Source organism: Providencia sp. UF-224 (assembly GCF_058245955.1).
Genome location: NZ_JBSICC010000002.1, coordinates 143,467 through 159,096, shown reverse-complemented (window position 1 = coordinate 159,096; position 15,630 = coordinate 143,467). Strand labels below are relative to the sequence as shown.

Sequence of the window (15,630 nt, the reverse complement as noted above, 5' to 3'; positions counted from 1 at the left end):
CAAAAAAGGCCATCGATTGATGGCCTTTCTCATTTTGTTGATTAAAAGGGCAGGAGCTTATACCAAACGCATAACCAAACGGTGAAATAAGCAAAAATAGCCGCGATAATATCGTCGATCATAATGCCAAAACCACCGCTGACTTTACGGTCAAAAATACGGATCGGCCAAGGCTTCCACATGTCGTAAATACGAAAAACAACAAATGCGGTGAGAACCCAAGCCACATTTACCACAGGAATTGCCATCAGTGTGATCCACATACCGATAAACTCATCCCACACAATACTGCCGTGATCATGAATTTTCATGTCGTCCGACGTACGCTGGCAAATATAACAACCAATAATAAAACCAACCACAATAATAGCCCAACATAACCATACTGGTAGGTTGATCATCAATAACCAAAATGGGATCGCAGCGAGTGACCCCATTGTGCCGGGAACAATTGGCGATAACCCACTGCCAAACCCTGTAGCAAGTAAGTGCCACGGATCACGCATGTTTAACCGCTTTTTAGCTTCTGCTTTTTCTTGGCTAGTCGCCATAGACACCTTCCGAAACAAAGTGATCGAAACCTTTAAGGTTTACATCAACTTCTTGGTTATTGCAAAAGTAGCTGATCCCTTCGGACTGCGGTTTGATCTGCCCAATGCAGGTAAAACCAGACCCTGTATGTGCTAATGCCATTTCTAACGCACCACGATTCATTTCAGGCACCGTAAAGCACAGCTCATAATCTTCGCCGCCACTGAGCGACCACAGGCGGCCTTGCTCTACGCTACAGCTTTGCTTTAGCGCTTCCGATTGTGGCAACGAATCTAAGTTGATTCGCGCACCGCAGCCACTGGCTTTCAAAATATGATTTAAATCGGAAACCAAACCATCAGAGATATCAATCGCTGAAGAGGCTAAATTACGCAGAGCTTGCCCTTGTAAAATGCGCGGTTGAGGACGCAAATGTCGTGCAACTAACCACGTTTTGTCTTCGGTATTCGCGACATGCAGCCTATCTTGCAAAATAGCGAGCCCCGCTGCGCTATCCCCCAAGGTACCCGTCACATAAATCCAATCGCCATTACGCGCACCGGAACGGGACATCGCTTTGCCAACTGGCACTAGGCCATGCACTGTATACGTTAAGCTCATTGGCCCACGCGTGGTATCACCGCCAATTAATTGCATTCCATAATAATTTAGCTGTTCAAACAAGCTATCACTAAAGGACTGCAACCACTCACAATCAACACAAGGCAATGTAATGGCTAAAGAAACCCAAGCAGGATCAGCGCCCATTGCAGCAAGGTCACTTAAATTAGAGGCTAATGATTTATACGCAAGATCAGCGGGAGAAATCGTAGGTAGGAAATGAATACCGGAAACAAGAGTATCAGTACTCACAGCAAGTTGCTGTTTTTCTGGGATGGTCATCAACGCACAGTCATCGCCAATACCGATATTCACATCACGTCGGTTAGTGGTTTGACGGTTAAAATAACGTGCGATGAGGTCAAATTCGCCATATGACATGGTAGATTTTCCGTTTTCGCTATCTCTATTTTCGTTTTAAACGAAATAAATAATTTATACTCTGAATAATTCAAGCTACAAATAGGCGGCAAATGACTGCCCTACCTAGAGTCGACTAAAACCTACATCTGAAGCTATTTTAGCCAATACACCTGTAACTTAAAGTATGACGAGCCTATAAGTACAAAGGTAGACTGGAACCCAGCCTACCTCTCGACTACTGTAGTGTTACAGGAGGGAACCCTGATATTATTATTTTTTACGGCGAACCGCAGGTGCCGCTTTATCTAATACACCGTTAACGAATTTATGGCTATCTTCTGCACCAAAAACTTTCGCTAATTCAATGCCTTCATTAATTGCGACTTTATAAGGCACATCTTCACGGAAACTTAATTCAAACATGGAGACACGTAAAATCGCTTTTTCTACCTGACCCAGCTCTTCGAGTTGACGAGATAAATAAGGCGTCATCAGTTGATCAAGCTTGGTTGCATTAGTCGCAACGCCTGATAACAGTTCACGAAAATAGTTTACGTCAACGTCTGACATGTCCTGTTCAGCAATAAACTCATATTCGACTTCAGCAATTGGATTGCCAGATAATTGCCATGAATAAATGGCCTGTACAGCACACTCACGAGCGCGGCGACGAGCAGCAGGTTTCACAAGATTCCCCTTAAATTTAAAAACTATACACAAAACAATTTTGCCGCATGGAGATTGATACTCTCATCATGCGACATCCAATTATTTGTGTATTATTTGCCTTTGATGGCTTTAATTACATTAATCATTTCAAGTGCCGTTAATGCAGCTTCAGCACCTTTGTTACCCGCTTTAGTACCCGCACGTTCGATAGCTTGTTCGATATTTTCAGTGGTTAATACACCGAAAGTTACAGGCACTTCGCTATTCATTGCAACGTGGGACAGACCAGAGCTGCACTCACCTGCAACATATTCAAAGTGAGCAGTACCACCACGGATAACCGTACCTAATGCGATAACAGCATCATATTTTTTGGTTTCAACCAGCGCTTTCGCGGTTAATGGCAGTTCATAGGCACCCGGTACCCAAACGATAGTAATGTTGTCGTTTGAAACCTGACCAATGCGCTCTAACGCATCAACAGCACCTTCCAGCAGACTATCATTAATAAAGTTGTTAAAACGAGCAATAGCGATAGCAACACGCGCTTTTGGCGCAGCAACAACACCTTTAATTACGTTCATAGTCTTCCTCTAATATTAATTATAACCCGCGGGGCGCGGATTTTATCACATTCTTTCGTTTATCGTATGCGCGAATTTCAAAAAAACGCACTTACCAGACAGGACGCAGCCTGACACGCAGGTCATCACCGACTTTCGTCACATCTGTAAATTCAAATCGTGGTGCATCAACTAAAGCACTTAATGCAGGGAAATCAACCAAACCGCGTGCACTATTGCCCAGTAATTTAGGGGCGATATACACAATCAGTTCATCAACAATACCCAGTTTGAGTAACGAGCCTGCTAATTTAGCCCCTGCTTCTACCCAGATACTGTTGACGTTACGTTTCGCCAGTTGCATCATCAAAATAACCAAGTCAGTGCCGTTATCATCAGCAGGAACAGCAATTTGCTCAACCTTCCCTAGCCATGATGCGCTTGCATCTGGGTTTGCACGAACTAACCAACACTCACCATCAAGCTGAGTGACTTTATGGTCAGCCGTCACACGGTTATGATTATCCAGCACAATACGAATTGGCTGGCGTACTTGGCTTTCTGGATAAACATGTTGGATATCCGCGGGGAGCTCGTTCCAACGCACCGTCAGTGAAGGGTCATCCGCAATCACGGTGCTACTGGTGCTTAGAATAGCGCTGGCCTGCGCACGGAATTCTTGGACATCTTTACGCGCCGCAGCACTGGTGATCCACTTGCTCTCACCTGACGCTAATGCCGTCTTGCCATCCAATGAGGCGGCAAGTTTTAACTGAATATACGGGAAGCCCGTACGCATGCGTTTTAAAAAACCGCGGTTTGCCGCTTCGGCTTCCTCTAATAAAACATTGCTGCGAGTTTCAATTCCCGCTTGAGACAACATGTACAGACCACGACCAGCAACTTGCGGATTAGGGTCTTGCATCGCCGCAACAACACGGCTCACGCCAGCGTTAATTAACGCTTCTGCGCAAGGCGGCGTGCGCCCATGGTGGCTGCAAGGCTCAAGGGTGACATACGCCGTTGCCCCTTTTGCTTTCTCGCCTGCCATTCGCAGTGCATGCACTTCTGCATGGGGTTCACCGGCTTTTTGGTGGTAGCCTTCACCTACAATTTCGCCATCACGCACAATCACACACCCGACATTCGGGTTTGGTGATGTGGTAAATCGGCCGAGATGTGCCAATTCAAAGGCACGAGCCATGTAAATGTTATCTTGTTCAATCATTGGTGCTAATCCTGTAATTTCGCGATTTCTTCGCCAAATTCACGCACATCTTCAAAACTACGGTAAACCGAGGCAAAACGAATATAGGCAACTTTATCGAGCTTTTTCAGCTCATCCATCACCAAGCTACCGATCAGTTTTGACGGAACTTCACGTTCCCCCGTTGCACGGAGTTGGGACTTAATGGAAATGATAGCTTGCTCAATATCATCAGAGCTAACAGGGCGTTTTTCCAACGCTTTTTGCATACCGCGATTGAGTTTTTCTTCATCAAACGGCTCACGCACTTCATCACTTTTAATGACCCTAGGCATGACCAGTTCCGCCACTTCAAATGTGGTAAAACGTTCATGGCAAAGTAAACATTGGCGGCGTCTACGGACTTGAGCACCTTCACCAACCAGACGCGAGTCGATGACTTTCGTATCTACAGCTGAGCAAAATGGGCAATGCATAGCGTTTCCTGAGTCCTATTTACGGAGGGATAGTTTACCCTACTATGCAATAAAAAACACCCTAGAAGATGCCTTCTAGGGTGCTTGTAACGCTGCATATTCCGCGCTGTAGAGGTGTTCGCTTAGTTTATTCACCTTAGTGACATATTGTTGAATGCCTCTAGAGATTAATAACACTTGCCGCTGGGCTACAACACTAAGGCAGTAATGACTCTTGGTCTGCGCCTTCTTTCTCGACTTTCGCTTGCATCAAGTGCTCGCGTTTCATTCCCATCTTCAGTGCTAATGCAGAAGCCACGTAAATAGATGAGATAGTACCGATAGTTACACCGATTAACATAACCAGTGAGAAGCCTTCCAGCATCGCGCCACCGAACAGGTACAGCATCAGAACCACTAATAATGTGGTGGCTGATGTCATGATGGTACGGCTCAATGTTTGCGTCAAAGAGACGTTCATGATTTCGTACGGTGTACCACGACGAATTTTACGGAAGTTTTCACGGATACGGTCGGAAACAACGATACTGTCGTTCAGCGAGTAACCAATAACCGACATCAATGATGCTACGATGGTCATATCTATCTCAATATGGAACAGAGACAGAATACCCAAGGTAATCACCACGTCATGGGCAAGCGATAACACGGCACCCGCCGCCAAACGCCATTCGAAACGAAAACCAACGTAAATTAAGATACAGATAAGCGCAGTTAACAGGGCTAATGCCCCCGTTTGCGCCAATTCTGCACCAACACTCGGCCCCACGAATTCGATTCGTTTAACGGTGGCTTTATCATCCACGTTTTGGTTGATAACCGTAATAATCTCTTTGCCAACTTCTTGACCCGCAGTGCCTTCAATTGGCGGAATACGGATCATGATGTCACGGCTGCTACCAAAGTTTTGAATCAATGGGTCTTTATGGTTCGAGTTAGACAAGCTATCACGAATTTTGTCCAAATCAGCAGGTTGGCTTAGGCTAATCTCAATAACCGTCCCCCCTGTGAAATCCAGACCCCAGTTAAAACCTTTTAGTCCGATAATGACAACCGATGCAACCAATAACAGAGCTGAAATCGTGAAGGCAACGTTGTCCCAGCGCATAAAGTCATAGACTTTACGGCCATAGTTCAATTGTTCAACAGTATAATCCTGTGCCACAACGTGCTCCTTAAATTGACAGCTTGTTAATACGTTTACCGCCGTACAGCAGGTTCACAATCGCACGTGTACCTACAATCGCTGTAAACATAGAGGTTGCGACACCAATCGCTGTCGTAATCGCAAAGCCTTTAATCGACCCTGTACCCACTGCATATAGAATGATAGCGGTGATCAATGTCGTTAAGTTTGCATCGGTAATACTTGAGAAGGCGCCTTTATAACCCTCATGAATCGCTTGCTGAACGGATCGCCCGTTTTTCAGCTCTTCTTTGATACGTTCGTTGATAAGTACGTTAGCATCGACCGCAACCGCAAGGGTTAGTACGATACCTGCAATACCTGGCATGGTGAGTGTTGCACCCGGCAACAACGACATCACACCCACGATTAACACCAAGTTCGCTAACAGCGCGCTACTCGCAATCAAACCAAATTTACGATAGTAGATAATCATAAACAGGATAGACGCTAACAGACCCGCGATACACGCCTTCAGACCTTGCTCGATATTTTGCATACCCAGCGTTGGACCGATAGTACGTTCTTCAACGATTTGAATTGGCGCAATCAACGCACCCGCACGTAATAATAATGAAAGCTGGCGTGCCTCATTACCATTATTGATACCAGTGATACGGAACTTGCTACCAAAACGTGCAGAAATACGTGCAGCGTTGATAACTTTTTCGTCTTTCACCAAAATTGAACGGCCTGTCGCATCTTTTTTGCCGCTGTCTTTATATTCAACAAACAGCGTTGCCATCAACTTGTCTTGGTTATCACGTGTAAAGTCAGACATGATAGAACCACCAGAACTATCAAGGCTGATGCTCACTTGCGGTGCGCCGTTTTCATCGGCTTCAGAGGTGGAGTCAGTGATGTGGTCACCGGTTAAAATAACGCGTTTATACAGGACATACGGCGCCCCTTCACGGTCGTATTTAACTTCAGAGTCACCCGGAACACGGCCACTTTCTGCGGCGGATGAATCCACGCTAGTATTCACAAGGCGGAATTCTAATGTCGCGGTTGCGCCTAAGATTTCTTTAGCGCGTGCTGTATCTTGAATACCCGGTAACTCAACCACAATGCGGTCTGCACCTTGGCGTTGAACTAAAGGTTCGGCAACACCTAATTGGTTTACACGGTTACGAATGATGGTAATGTTCTGAGAAACAGCATAATTGCGAGCTTCACGTAAGCGCTCGTCGGTCATCACAGCGATCATGGTGTTGTCGCTGCCATCACTAAACACGAGGTCTGGGTATTTACGTGCTAGTGCTTTTTCTGCTTGGCTACGATCGTCAGCATTACGGAAGCGAACTTCGACGCTGTAATCATTGCCTTTACGAATAGAAGAGTACGCAATGCCTTCTTGACGCAGGTCATTACGCAAACCATCCATGTTTTGTTCCTGCAATTTACCTAATGCAGTGTCCATATCAACTTCCATCAGGAAGTGAACCCCACCACGCAGGTCAAGACCCAGCTTCATCGGCTCACCGCCGACAGCTTCGAGCCATTTAGGCGTCGCAGGTGCAAGGTTTAATGCAACAACATACTGGTCACCCAGTGCATTCATGATGACTTCACGAGCACGTAACTGAACATCAGAGTTGTTGAAACGGGCTAAAATTGCCCCATTTTCCAGAGAGATAGACTTACTCTCAATTTTGTCATCTTGTAACGATTTTTGGACTTGGACCAGCGTTTGTTCATTGGCGGCGGTTCCCCGCACGCCAGTGATCTGAACAGCCGGATCCTCACCATATAGGTTTGGAAGCGCATAAAGCAGACCGATGAGGATCGCAACGATCAACATCAGATACTTCCACAAAGGATAACGGTTTAGCACGGCAGTTCCCTTCGGGAAAATCAGAATTAAATTGCTTTCATTGTGCCTTTAGGTAAAACAGCAGCAACGAAATCACGTTTGATGGTTACTTCGGTGTTCTCACTCAGTTCAAGAACAACATAACCTGTTTCAGACACTTTAGTAACACGTCCGATTAAACCGCCAGTTGTTAAAACTTCATCACCTTTCGTGATAGATTCCATCAATTTACGGTGTTCTTTCGCACGCTTTTGCTGTGGACGCAAAATCATGAAATAGAAGATCAGCGCGAAAACAACAAGCATGATAACCATAGTGTATGGGCTACCCTGCGCTGGTGCGCCTGCTGATGCCGCTGCTTCAGAAATAAAAAAACTCATTAAACTTTCCTCATTGTTTTATTGAAAGCAATTTTTAAGTACAGACTCTAACTAATTCAGTGCGTTTACCAAGCTAACTATGCTACACAGATTAGCGTGATTTCGCACTTAAATTCATTCGATATTTAACGAAGGTTCAGGTTTTCCAATCTTTTGATAGAAATCTTTCGCAAACTCTTCGAAATTACCATCTTCAATGGCTTGTCGGATACCCGCCATTAAACGCTGATAGTAACGTAAATTATGGATGGTATTGAGCCTTGCGCCAAGAATTTCATTACATCTATCAAGATGATGCAAATAAGCACGACTATAATGACGACAAGTATAGCAGTCACAATCCGCATCGAGCGTTGATGTGTCAGATTTATACTTCGCATTACGGATTTTTACCACGCCATTCGTGACAAATAAATGGCCGTTTCGTGCATTTCGTGTTGGCATCACACAGTCGAACATGTCGATACCACGACGAACGCCTTCTACTAAATCTTCCGGCTTACCGACACCCATTAAATAACGCGGTTTTTCTGCCGGAATTTGTGGGCAAACATGCTCTAAAATACGGTGCATGTCTTCTTTCGGTTCGCCAACGGCAAGGCCGCCTACAGCGTAACCATCAAAGCCGATTTCCACCAGTCCCTTAACCGAAATATCACGTAAATCTTCGTAAACACTGCCTTGGATGATACCAAACAGGGCATTTTTATTGTTTAACTCGTCAAAACGTTGGCGGCTACGTGCTGCCCAACGCAGCGACATTTCCATTGAGGTCTTTGCATAGTCCCAATCTGCTGGATATGGTGTACATTCGTCGAATATCATCACGATATCTGAACCGAGGTCGTACTGAATTTCCATCGATTTTTCAGGGCTTAAGAAAACTTTCTCACCGTTAATTGGGTTACGAAAATGTACGCCTTCTTCTTTAATTTTACGCATCGCGCCAAGACTAAAGACTTGGAAACCGCCAGAGTCCGTTAAAATCGGGCCTTGCCATTGCATAAAATCATGGAGGTCACCATGTAACTTCATAATTTCTTGGCCAGGACGTAACCACAGGTGGAAAGTATTGCCTAACAGGATTTGAGCGCCCGTCTCTTTCACTTCTTCTGGGGTCATACCTTTTACGGTACCGTAGGTGCCCACTGGCATAAATGCAGGGGTTTCAACCACACCGCGCTCAAATACTAAACGGCCGCGGCGTGCATTGCCATCGGTCGTTTGTAATTCATATTTCACGTTTGCCTCCAAACATCAGAAAAACAGTCTGATGTTATCGATAGTATTAATTTGCTAAGCAAGCAGCCGATGCCACCGCTTATCACTGATTATTCGCCAATTTTTTCGAATTTTGCATTCGCATTGGGGGTGATAAACATCGCATCACCATAGCTAAAGAAACGGTATTGCTCAGCAACCGCCGCTTTGTACGCATTCATTGTGTTTTTATATCCAGCAAATGCAGAAACCAACATAATTAATGTCGATTCAGGCAGATGGAAGTTAGTGATTAATGCATCAATCACCTGATATTCATAACCTGGATAAATAAAAATTTGGGTATCATCAAAAAATGGAGCAATTAAGGCATCTTGGCTGGCTTTAGCTGCGCTTTCTAATGAACGAACTGACGTTGTTCCCACAGCAACAACACGGTTACCACGCGCTTTACACGCTAATACCGCATCAACCACATCTTGTGGCACTTCCGCATATTCGGAGTGCATGATGTGGTCTTCGATGGTATCAACACGAACAGGTTGGAATGTCCCCGCGCCAACATGTAACGTAACAAACGCCATTTCGACACCTTTTTGGCGCAAAGCGTCAAGCAAAGGCTCATCAAAGTGTAGGCCCGCCGTTGGCGCTGCGACAGCCCCCGGTTTTTCGCTATACACCGTTTGATAAAGCTCTTTATCTGCTTCCTCATCAGGTCGGTCGATGTAAGGTGGCAATGGCATATGACCAATTTGATTCAAAATGCTCAATACATCCCGTTCATCATCAAAACGCAGCTCAAATAAAGCACCATGACGCGCGACCATCGTGGCGTTGACGCTTTCATCTTCGCCCAGTAACAATTCAGTGCCTTCTTTCGGTGCTTTTGAGGCACGAACATGTGCTAATACACGGTGTTCGTCCAACATACGTTCGATAAGAACTTCAATTTTGCCGCCACTAACTTTGCGACCAAATAGCCTTGCAGGGATCACGCGGGTATTGTTGAATACCAGTAAATCCCCTTTCTCCAATTTTTCTAGGACATCCGTAAAAACACCATGCGTTAGCTGCCCCGATCCACCATCCAGACTTAATAAGCGGCAAGCGCTACGTTCAGCCTGTGGATAGTGGGCAATCAGTTCTTCAGGTAATTCAAAAGTAAAATCAGAAACACGCATTGTATTGACATCAATCTAAAAAAAACAGGCAACTAGTCTAGTGCCGCACTGCCTTTGGCGCAAGAAATAAGCGCAAAATCGCACAAAAAACCACCATTATTTAACAAATATTTTGTTAGCAAAAAATTCTGTACGCTATTTATCCATTCGATGAATAAATTATTTCAATTTTACTTACCTTTCATGACAAATTGATTTCTATTATTTTGGTTTTCATCTCAATACTGATACCTCATGAATTTCGAATTAGAGCAAGGCAGCAAGCAAATTGAGCCCTAGGAGCATACATAAGTATGTGACTAGGGTCGGTTTGCGCCGCTAACACCGCTATAATTTGAAAGGCATCAGGTATACTATAAAAGAATGAATTACTTAGCACACTTACACCTAGCCCACCTCGCTGCCAGCTCTCTGCTCGGCAACACAATGGCTGACTACGTTCGCGGCAACCCTGCGGGCCTTTACTCGCCTGAAGTCGTCTCTGGCATTATGATGCACCGCGCAGTTGATCGTATTACTGACACTCACCCTTTGGTCAAAGAGGCCAAGTTACTGTTTCGTGAGGAATATCGCCGCGTTGCCCCGATTACATTGGATTTAGTGTGGGATCATTTTTTGTCTTTGCATTGGTCGACAATTGAGCCCGACACTTCACTGCCTGAATTCGTGCGTTATTGCCGAAATATTATCGAACCTCAGCTTTGTCATACCCCTGAAAAATTTCAGGAGTTAAATGAGTTTCTCTGGCCACAACAGTGGTTAATTCGTTATGCAGATAAAAACTATATTGGTAAATCCCTGAATGGAATGGCGAAAAGAAGACCAAGGCTCAGTGCGCTAAGTGGTTCATTTGATGATTTTTTATTGCAGTATGATGCGCTGGAAAATATTTTCTTTCAATTTTACCCACAAATGATGGCGAATGCGCTGCAACAAATTTTTGCACAAGATGTCACAATACAGGCAAAGGGATAAATTAATGCTTGCACTTTGGCAGAATAAAACTATCTTATTGATATTAATTTATTAAATCAGTATAATTGATAGTTAAAACCTATCACAATAATTGGTTTAAATGTCTTTATTATCAAAAGATAATTTTTTATCCTTTTGGAAGTCTATGTTCGAAAATACACAATTTTTGTGAAATCTCTCGGACAAAAATCAAACTCATAGGAGTAAATTATGGTTCTGGTAACACGTCAAGCCCCTGACTTTACTGCTGCTGCTGTTTTAGGTAACGGTGAAATCGTTGAAAACTTCAACCTGAAAACCCACCTGAACGGCCGTCCAGCTGTGATCTTTTTCTGGCCAATGGACTTCACTTTCGTGTGTCCTTCAGAGCTGATCGCATTTGACCACCGCTATGAAGAATTCAAAAAACGCGGTGTTGAAATTGTTGGTGTTTCTTTTGACTCTGAGTTTGTTCATAACGCATGGCGTAAAACCCCTGTTGATAACGGCGGTATCGGTGAAGTTAAATACCCGATGGTTGCTGATATCAAACGCGAAATCATGAAAGCTTACGGTATTGAACACCCAGAAGCAGGCGTTGCACTGCGTGGTTCTTTCCTCGTTGACAAAAACGGTGTTGTTCGTCACCAAGTGGTTAACGACCTGCCATTAGGCCGTAACATCGACGAAATGCTGCGTATGGTTGACGCACTGCAATTCCACGAAGAGCACGGTGATGTTTGCCCAGCTCAGTGGGAAAAAGGAAAAGAAGGTATGAACGCATCTCCAAAAGGCGTTGCTGACTACCTGACCAAAAACTCTGCAAAACTGTAATCAATCGATTTAGTTTTTCGAAAGCGGGCTTATTGCCCGCTTTTTTCTTTTCACCTTCTCCCCCTTTAAGAAACATCCCAAACAACACAATATATCCCCCTTATCATTTCTCTTAGACTGTAAACCTTTCCTTATTTATATTATTGTTACAATTAGAATCATTTAATTACAAATAAATAACAAAGCTAGGTATCGGAAAATGAACTTAAAACTCATCGCCTCAATGACTATTATCAGTGCATTCCTTGCTGGATGCGATAGCAGCCAAACTGCATCAGAAAGTAACTTCAAAAAATCCATCCAAGACTATCTCGATACTAAAAAAGCGATTTGTATCAATGTAGATCCAATACCAGCAGGCTTTATCACTAAATTCAGCTACCGCAATATTGAGCAGCTGGATACGCTAGTTGGTGCGGGGTTACTGGCTAAAAGTGAAAAACAAATCACGGTGAAAGACGTATGGACTGGTGAACAAACAGGAGATGGTGTCGAATATACGCTGACCAGTGAAGGGCAAAAATTTTATGACGAGAAACAAGCTAAATCTTCCGGTCGTGGCAGTTTCTGCACAGGTAAGCTCGTTGTTAACGAAGTCACTAATTTTACTGAGCCAGCAGAGCGCGGTGGGCAACAAATTTCTATCGCCAACTACACGCAAAAACTGGAAGATATTGCTGCGTGGGCGAAAAATGAAAAAGTGATTGCGGCTTATCCTCAAATTCAATCAGCACAAACACATGCTGAACGTGCACAGCAAAGCCCTCTCATTTTAACCAATAATGGTTGGGTTCACATGTCATTGTTTAATAAAAAATAATATACTTTACGGGCTCTTTTTGAGCCCTTTCCCTACCCATATTTAACACCTGCTTATTCATAAATAACCCTACCCAGTTAACACTTCTTAACTCAAATATTCAACACTCCACACTATTGTATGCTATACATTAAAAACACAAATAATTAACAAATTATTAATTTGTGTTATATCAAACCTTACCTTAACTGGGAGATACGAATGATCAGAACATCATTACGCCCTGCTGCATTATTGCTTTCCTTATTATTTTCAAGCCAACTCTTTGCTGCATCAGAACCTGCCGTTGAAGCCAAAAAAGGCATGGTCGTTTCATCTCAACATTTAGCCTCACAAATTGGCGCAGATATCTTGAAATCAGGCGGAAACGCTGTGGATGCTGCAGTGGCAGTTGGCTATGCCCAAGCCGTTGTTAACCCGTGTTGTGGCAATATTGGCGGGGGAGGCTTTATGACCATTCACCTGGCTGATGGCAAAGACCTATTCATCAATTTTAGAGAAACCGCCCCTGCCGCAGCAAGCGCTGACATGTATCTCGATAAAGACGGTAAGTTAATCAAAGACGCAAGCTTATATGGCTACCTCGCTTCGGGTGTGCCAGGTACCGTTAAAGGCCTCGATTACGCATTAGAAAAATACGGCACGATGAGCCGCCAACAAGTGATGGAGCCTGCAATTAAGCTTGCCAGAGAAGGTTTTATCTTAACCCGTGCAGATACGGATGTACTGGATACAACCACCGAGCGCTTTAAGCAAGATCCTGAAGTCGCACGTATTTTCTTAAAACCTGACGGTAGCGCATTCCAACCCGGTGATTTATTGGTGCAAACCGATTTAGCCAATACCCTTGAAAAAATTGCTAAAAATGGGCCATCCGCTTTCTATGAGGGGGAAATACCGAAAGCCGTCGAGGAAGCCTCAAAGAAAAATGGCGGCATACTCACCGCGAAAGATTTTGCTGATTTTACTATCACGGACACAGCACCAGTTAGCTGTACCTATAGAGGCTATCAATTTATTTCTGCACCACCGCCAAGCTCTGGTGGTGTAACTATCTGCCAAACCTTAAATATTTTAGAGGGTTATGACCTTAAAGAGATGGGCTTTAATTCTGCTGAGTATATTCATACCCTAACCGAAGCTATGCGCCACGCCTATATGGACAGAAATACGTTTCTTGGTGATCCTGAGTTTGTGGATAACCCAACCGAAAAATTGTTAAGTAAAGCCTACGCCGAAGAGCTGCGCAAAGAGATCAAACCAAACCAAGCCACACCTTCAACCCAAGTTCAGCCGGGAATGGGGCCTCATGAAAAGCCAGAAACAACCCATTACTCAGTTGTTGATGAAAAAGGAAACGCCGTTTCAACCACTTACACGATCAACGGTCGATTTGGTTCCGTGGTTATCCCACCGGGAACAGGTTTCTTCCTTAATGATGAAATGGATGATTTCACCACAAAAGTTGGCGAAAAAAACCTTTATGGTTTAGTCCAAGGTGAACGAAATTCTATCGCGCCGGGTAAACGCCCACTCTCATCAATGAGCCCAACCATTGTCACCAAAGATGGCAAGGTGTTCTTAGTGCTGGGCTCCCCAGGGGGGTCACGTATTATTTCTATCACGTTGCAAACCGCATTAAACATAATTGACCACGGAATGCCACCACAAGAAGCGGTCAATGCACCTCGTATTCATCACCAATGGCTACCTGATGAGGTGTATTACGAAGAGCGCGGTGTGTCGAAAGACAGCTTAGCCCTTCTCGATAAGATGGGTTATAAGATGGTTGAGCAAACCCCTTGGGGTGCTGCTGAGCTAATTATGGTTGCTATTCCTGATGGTGCGGGCGTCAGTGCCAAATCATCGGGTAATGACTCAGCCGTTTCAGGCAAAGTCCGCGAAGGCTTTATTTACGGTTCTAATGATGTTCGCCGACCAGCGGGTAGTGCCGTCGGCGTGGATTAATTTAGAATAATAAAACCAAGCCCTGTACTACCACGGGCTTGGTTAAACCCGAATATCCCTTAACTCATCAATAATGCTGGGTTTCTTTTCAATAAGAAATAAAATTTTGAGTGCCATGCCCGATGGGAATCTTCGCTTTTGCTCCCAACTACGAACTAAATCCACACTTGAGCCAATCGCCTCAGCAAACTCTTGTTGCTTCATTCCAGCATGCTTACGAATCGCTTTGACATCAGGTAATTCGAGACGATGAACATTTTCGCTATCTGGAATCAGTTCGCCATTTTCAATAGCGACCATTTCTTCCAAACTACTCACTAAGTCATCAAAAAGTTTTTTTTCCATACCGTTATTCCCATGATAGAAAGGTTTAATTCCATTTAGTCTCAAATTAAGCAAGCTTTTGAATAATAGACCTTAAGACTGTTTTTTCTTGCTCTTTTAAATCATCCTTTCCATTTTTAGCGTAAATCAGAAGCAGGTACAGCCTACCACTGATTGCTCTTGTATAATAAATCACTCTAATACCACTACGTTTGCCTTTATTTAATAGGCCCCAACGTATTTTTTTACATCCACCAGTACAACTTACCGTATCGCCATACTCATAGTTTTCTAACAAAAATGTCTGAAATAATTGAAACTCATCATCGTCCATTAATAACTGTCGCTCACGGCTAAATACCGTCGTTTCAATAAGCTCTAAGTAGTTCATCTGCACCTCCTTGCGCACATCACCACTTTATTCGTACCAAGTACTAATTTCAACCAAAAAAACTCGATATTTATCTGATAAATACATTTCAGTTTTGAAAACACTCAAAAAGAAAAAGGGAGCCA

At 44.0% G+C, this 15,630-nt stretch carries 17 protein-coding genes; 4 read left to right on the top strand and 13 right to left on the bottom strand.

Annotation, left to right across the window (positions count from 1 at the left end):
• Positions 1–41: 41 nt before the first annotated feature.
• The 11 genes from pgpA to queA all read right to left on the bottom strand — a co-directional run bounded on the left by pgpA (position 42) and on the right by queA (position 10,214).
• Positions 42–551 (bottom strand): phosphatidylglycerophosphatase A, encoded by a 510-nt coding sequence (gene pgpA, locus AC4IFO_RS02980; RefSeq protein WP_219245729.1) that lies wholly within the window; start codon positions 549–551, stop codon positions 42–44.
• Positions 541–1,533, bottom strand: a complete 993-nt coding sequence (thiL, locus tag AC4IFO_RS02975; protein ID WP_490731725.1) for a thiamine-phosphate kinase — start codon at positions 1,531–1,533, stop codon at positions 541–543. Before thiL ends, pgpA begins: the two co-directional genes overlap by 11 nt.
• A gap of 252 nt (positions 1,534–1,785) precedes the next feature.
• Positions 1,786–2,202 carry a transcription antitermination factor NusB gene (gene nusB / locus AC4IFO_RS02970; RefSeq protein ID WP_219245727.1) on the bottom strand — a complete coding sequence of 139 codons (417 nt, stop codon included), beginning with the start codon at positions 2,200–2,202 and terminating at the stop codon, positions 1,786–1,788.
• A gap of 92 nt (positions 2,203–2,294) precedes the next feature.
• Complete coding sequence (gene ribH, locus AC4IFO_RS02965; RefSeq protein WP_206084570.1) at positions 2,295–2,768, bottom strand: 6,7-dimethyl-8-ribityllumazine synthase; 474 nt, start codon at positions 2,766–2,768, stop codon at positions 2,295–2,297.
• Positions 2,769–2,859: 91 nt separating this feature from the next.
• Entirely contained in the window at positions 2,860–3,972 is a 1,113-nt protein-coding gene (gene ribD / locus AC4IFO_RS02960) for a bifunctional diaminohydroxyphosphoribosylaminopyrimidine deaminase/5-amino-6-(5-phosphoribosylamino)uracil reductase RibD (RefSeq protein ID WP_490732046.1), read from the bottom strand.
• Between the two features lie 8 nt (positions 3,973–3,980).
• Positions 3,981–4,430 carry a transcriptional regulator NrdR gene (gene nrdR, locus AC4IFO_RS02955; protein ID WP_206084569.1) on the bottom strand — a complete coding sequence of 150 codons (450 nt, stop codon included), beginning with the start codon at positions 4,428–4,430 and terminating at the stop codon, positions 3,981–3,983.
• Positions 4,431–4,626: 196 nt separating this feature from the next.
• The gene (gene secF / locus AC4IFO_RS02950) at positions 4,627–5,595 is read right to left on the bottom strand and encodes a protein translocase subunit SecF (protein ID WP_219245726.1); all 969 of its coding nucleotides are present in this window, start codon (positions 5,593–5,595) and stop codon (positions 4,627–4,629) included.
• 10 nt (positions 5,596–5,605) lie between these two features.
• A complete protein-coding gene (gene secD, locus AC4IFO_RS02945; RefSeq protein WP_219245725.1) occupies positions 5,606–7,453 on the bottom strand; it encodes a protein translocase subunit SecD in 1,848 nt (615 codons plus the stop codon).
• Positions 7,454–7,479: 26 nt separating this feature from the next.
• The gene (gene yajC, locus AC4IFO_RS02940; RefSeq protein WP_004905542.1) at positions 7,480–7,812 is read right to left on the bottom strand and encodes a preprotein translocase subunit YajC; all 333 of its coding nucleotides are present in this window, start codon (positions 7,810–7,812) and stop codon (positions 7,480–7,482) included.
• 114 nt (positions 7,813–7,926) lie between these two features.
• Positions 7,927–9,054 carry a tRNA guanosine(34) transglycosylase Tgt gene (gene tgt / locus AC4IFO_RS02935; protein ID WP_219245724.1) on the bottom strand — a complete coding sequence of 376 codons (1,128 nt, stop codon included), beginning with the start codon at positions 9,052–9,054 and terminating at the stop codon, positions 7,927–7,929.
• An 89-nt stretch (positions 9,055–9,143) separates the two neighbouring features.
• The gene (gene queA / locus AC4IFO_RS02930; RefSeq protein ID WP_490731721.1) at positions 9,144–10,214 is read right to left on the bottom strand and encodes a tRNA preQ1(34) S-adenosylmethionine ribosyltransferase-isomerase QueA; all 1,071 of its coding nucleotides are present in this window, start codon (positions 10,212–10,214) and stop codon (positions 9,144–9,146) included.
• Positions 10,215–10,577: 363 nt separating this feature from the next.
• Between queA and AC4IFO_RS02925 the strand changes: the two genes are divergently transcribed.
• The 4 genes from AC4IFO_RS02925 (at position 10,578) to ggt (ending at position 14,790) form a co-directional block, all read left to right on the top strand.
• The gene (locus AC4IFO_RS02925; RefSeq protein WP_490731719.1) at positions 10,578–11,189 is read left to right on the top strand and encodes an acyl carrier protein phosphodiesterase; all 612 of its coding nucleotides are present in this window, start codon (positions 10,578–10,580) and stop codon (positions 11,187–11,189) included.
• Positions 11,190–11,399: 210 nt separating this feature from the next.
• On the top strand, positions 11,400–12,002 hold the full coding sequence (locus AC4IFO_RS02920) for a peroxiredoxin C (RefSeq protein WP_219245721.1): 603 nt from the start codon (positions 11,400–11,402) through the stop codon (positions 12,000–12,002).
• 199 nt (positions 12,003–12,201) lie between these two features.
• A complete protein-coding gene (locus AC4IFO_RS02915; RefSeq protein WP_490731717.1) occupies positions 12,202–12,822 on the top strand; it encodes a hypothetical protein in 621 nt (206 codons plus the stop codon).
• A 201-nt stretch (positions 12,823–13,023) separates the two neighbouring features.
• The gene (gene ggt / locus AC4IFO_RS02910) at positions 13,024–14,790 is read left to right on the top strand and encodes a gamma-glutamyltransferase (RefSeq protein ID WP_490731715.1); all 1,767 of its coding nucleotides are present in this window, start codon (positions 13,024–13,026) and stop codon (positions 14,788–14,790) included.
• A 42-nt stretch (positions 14,791–14,832) separates the two neighbouring features.
• Here ggt and nadS read toward each other — a convergent pair whose 3' ends face one another.
• Together nadS and AC4IFO_RS02900 are read right to left on the bottom strand one after the other, a co-directional pair.
• The gene (gene nadS, locus AC4IFO_RS02905) at positions 14,833–15,135 is read right to left on the bottom strand and encodes a NadS family protein (RefSeq protein WP_490731713.1); all 303 of its coding nucleotides are present in this window, start codon (positions 15,133–15,135) and stop codon (positions 14,833–14,835) included.
• Between the two features lie 46 nt (positions 15,136–15,181).
• A complete protein-coding gene (locus tag AC4IFO_RS02900) occupies positions 15,182–15,505 on the bottom strand; it encodes a type II toxin-antitoxin system RelE/ParE family toxin (RefSeq protein ID WP_490731711.1) in 324 nt (107 codons plus the stop codon).
• Positions 15,506–15,630: the final 125 nt, after the last annotated feature.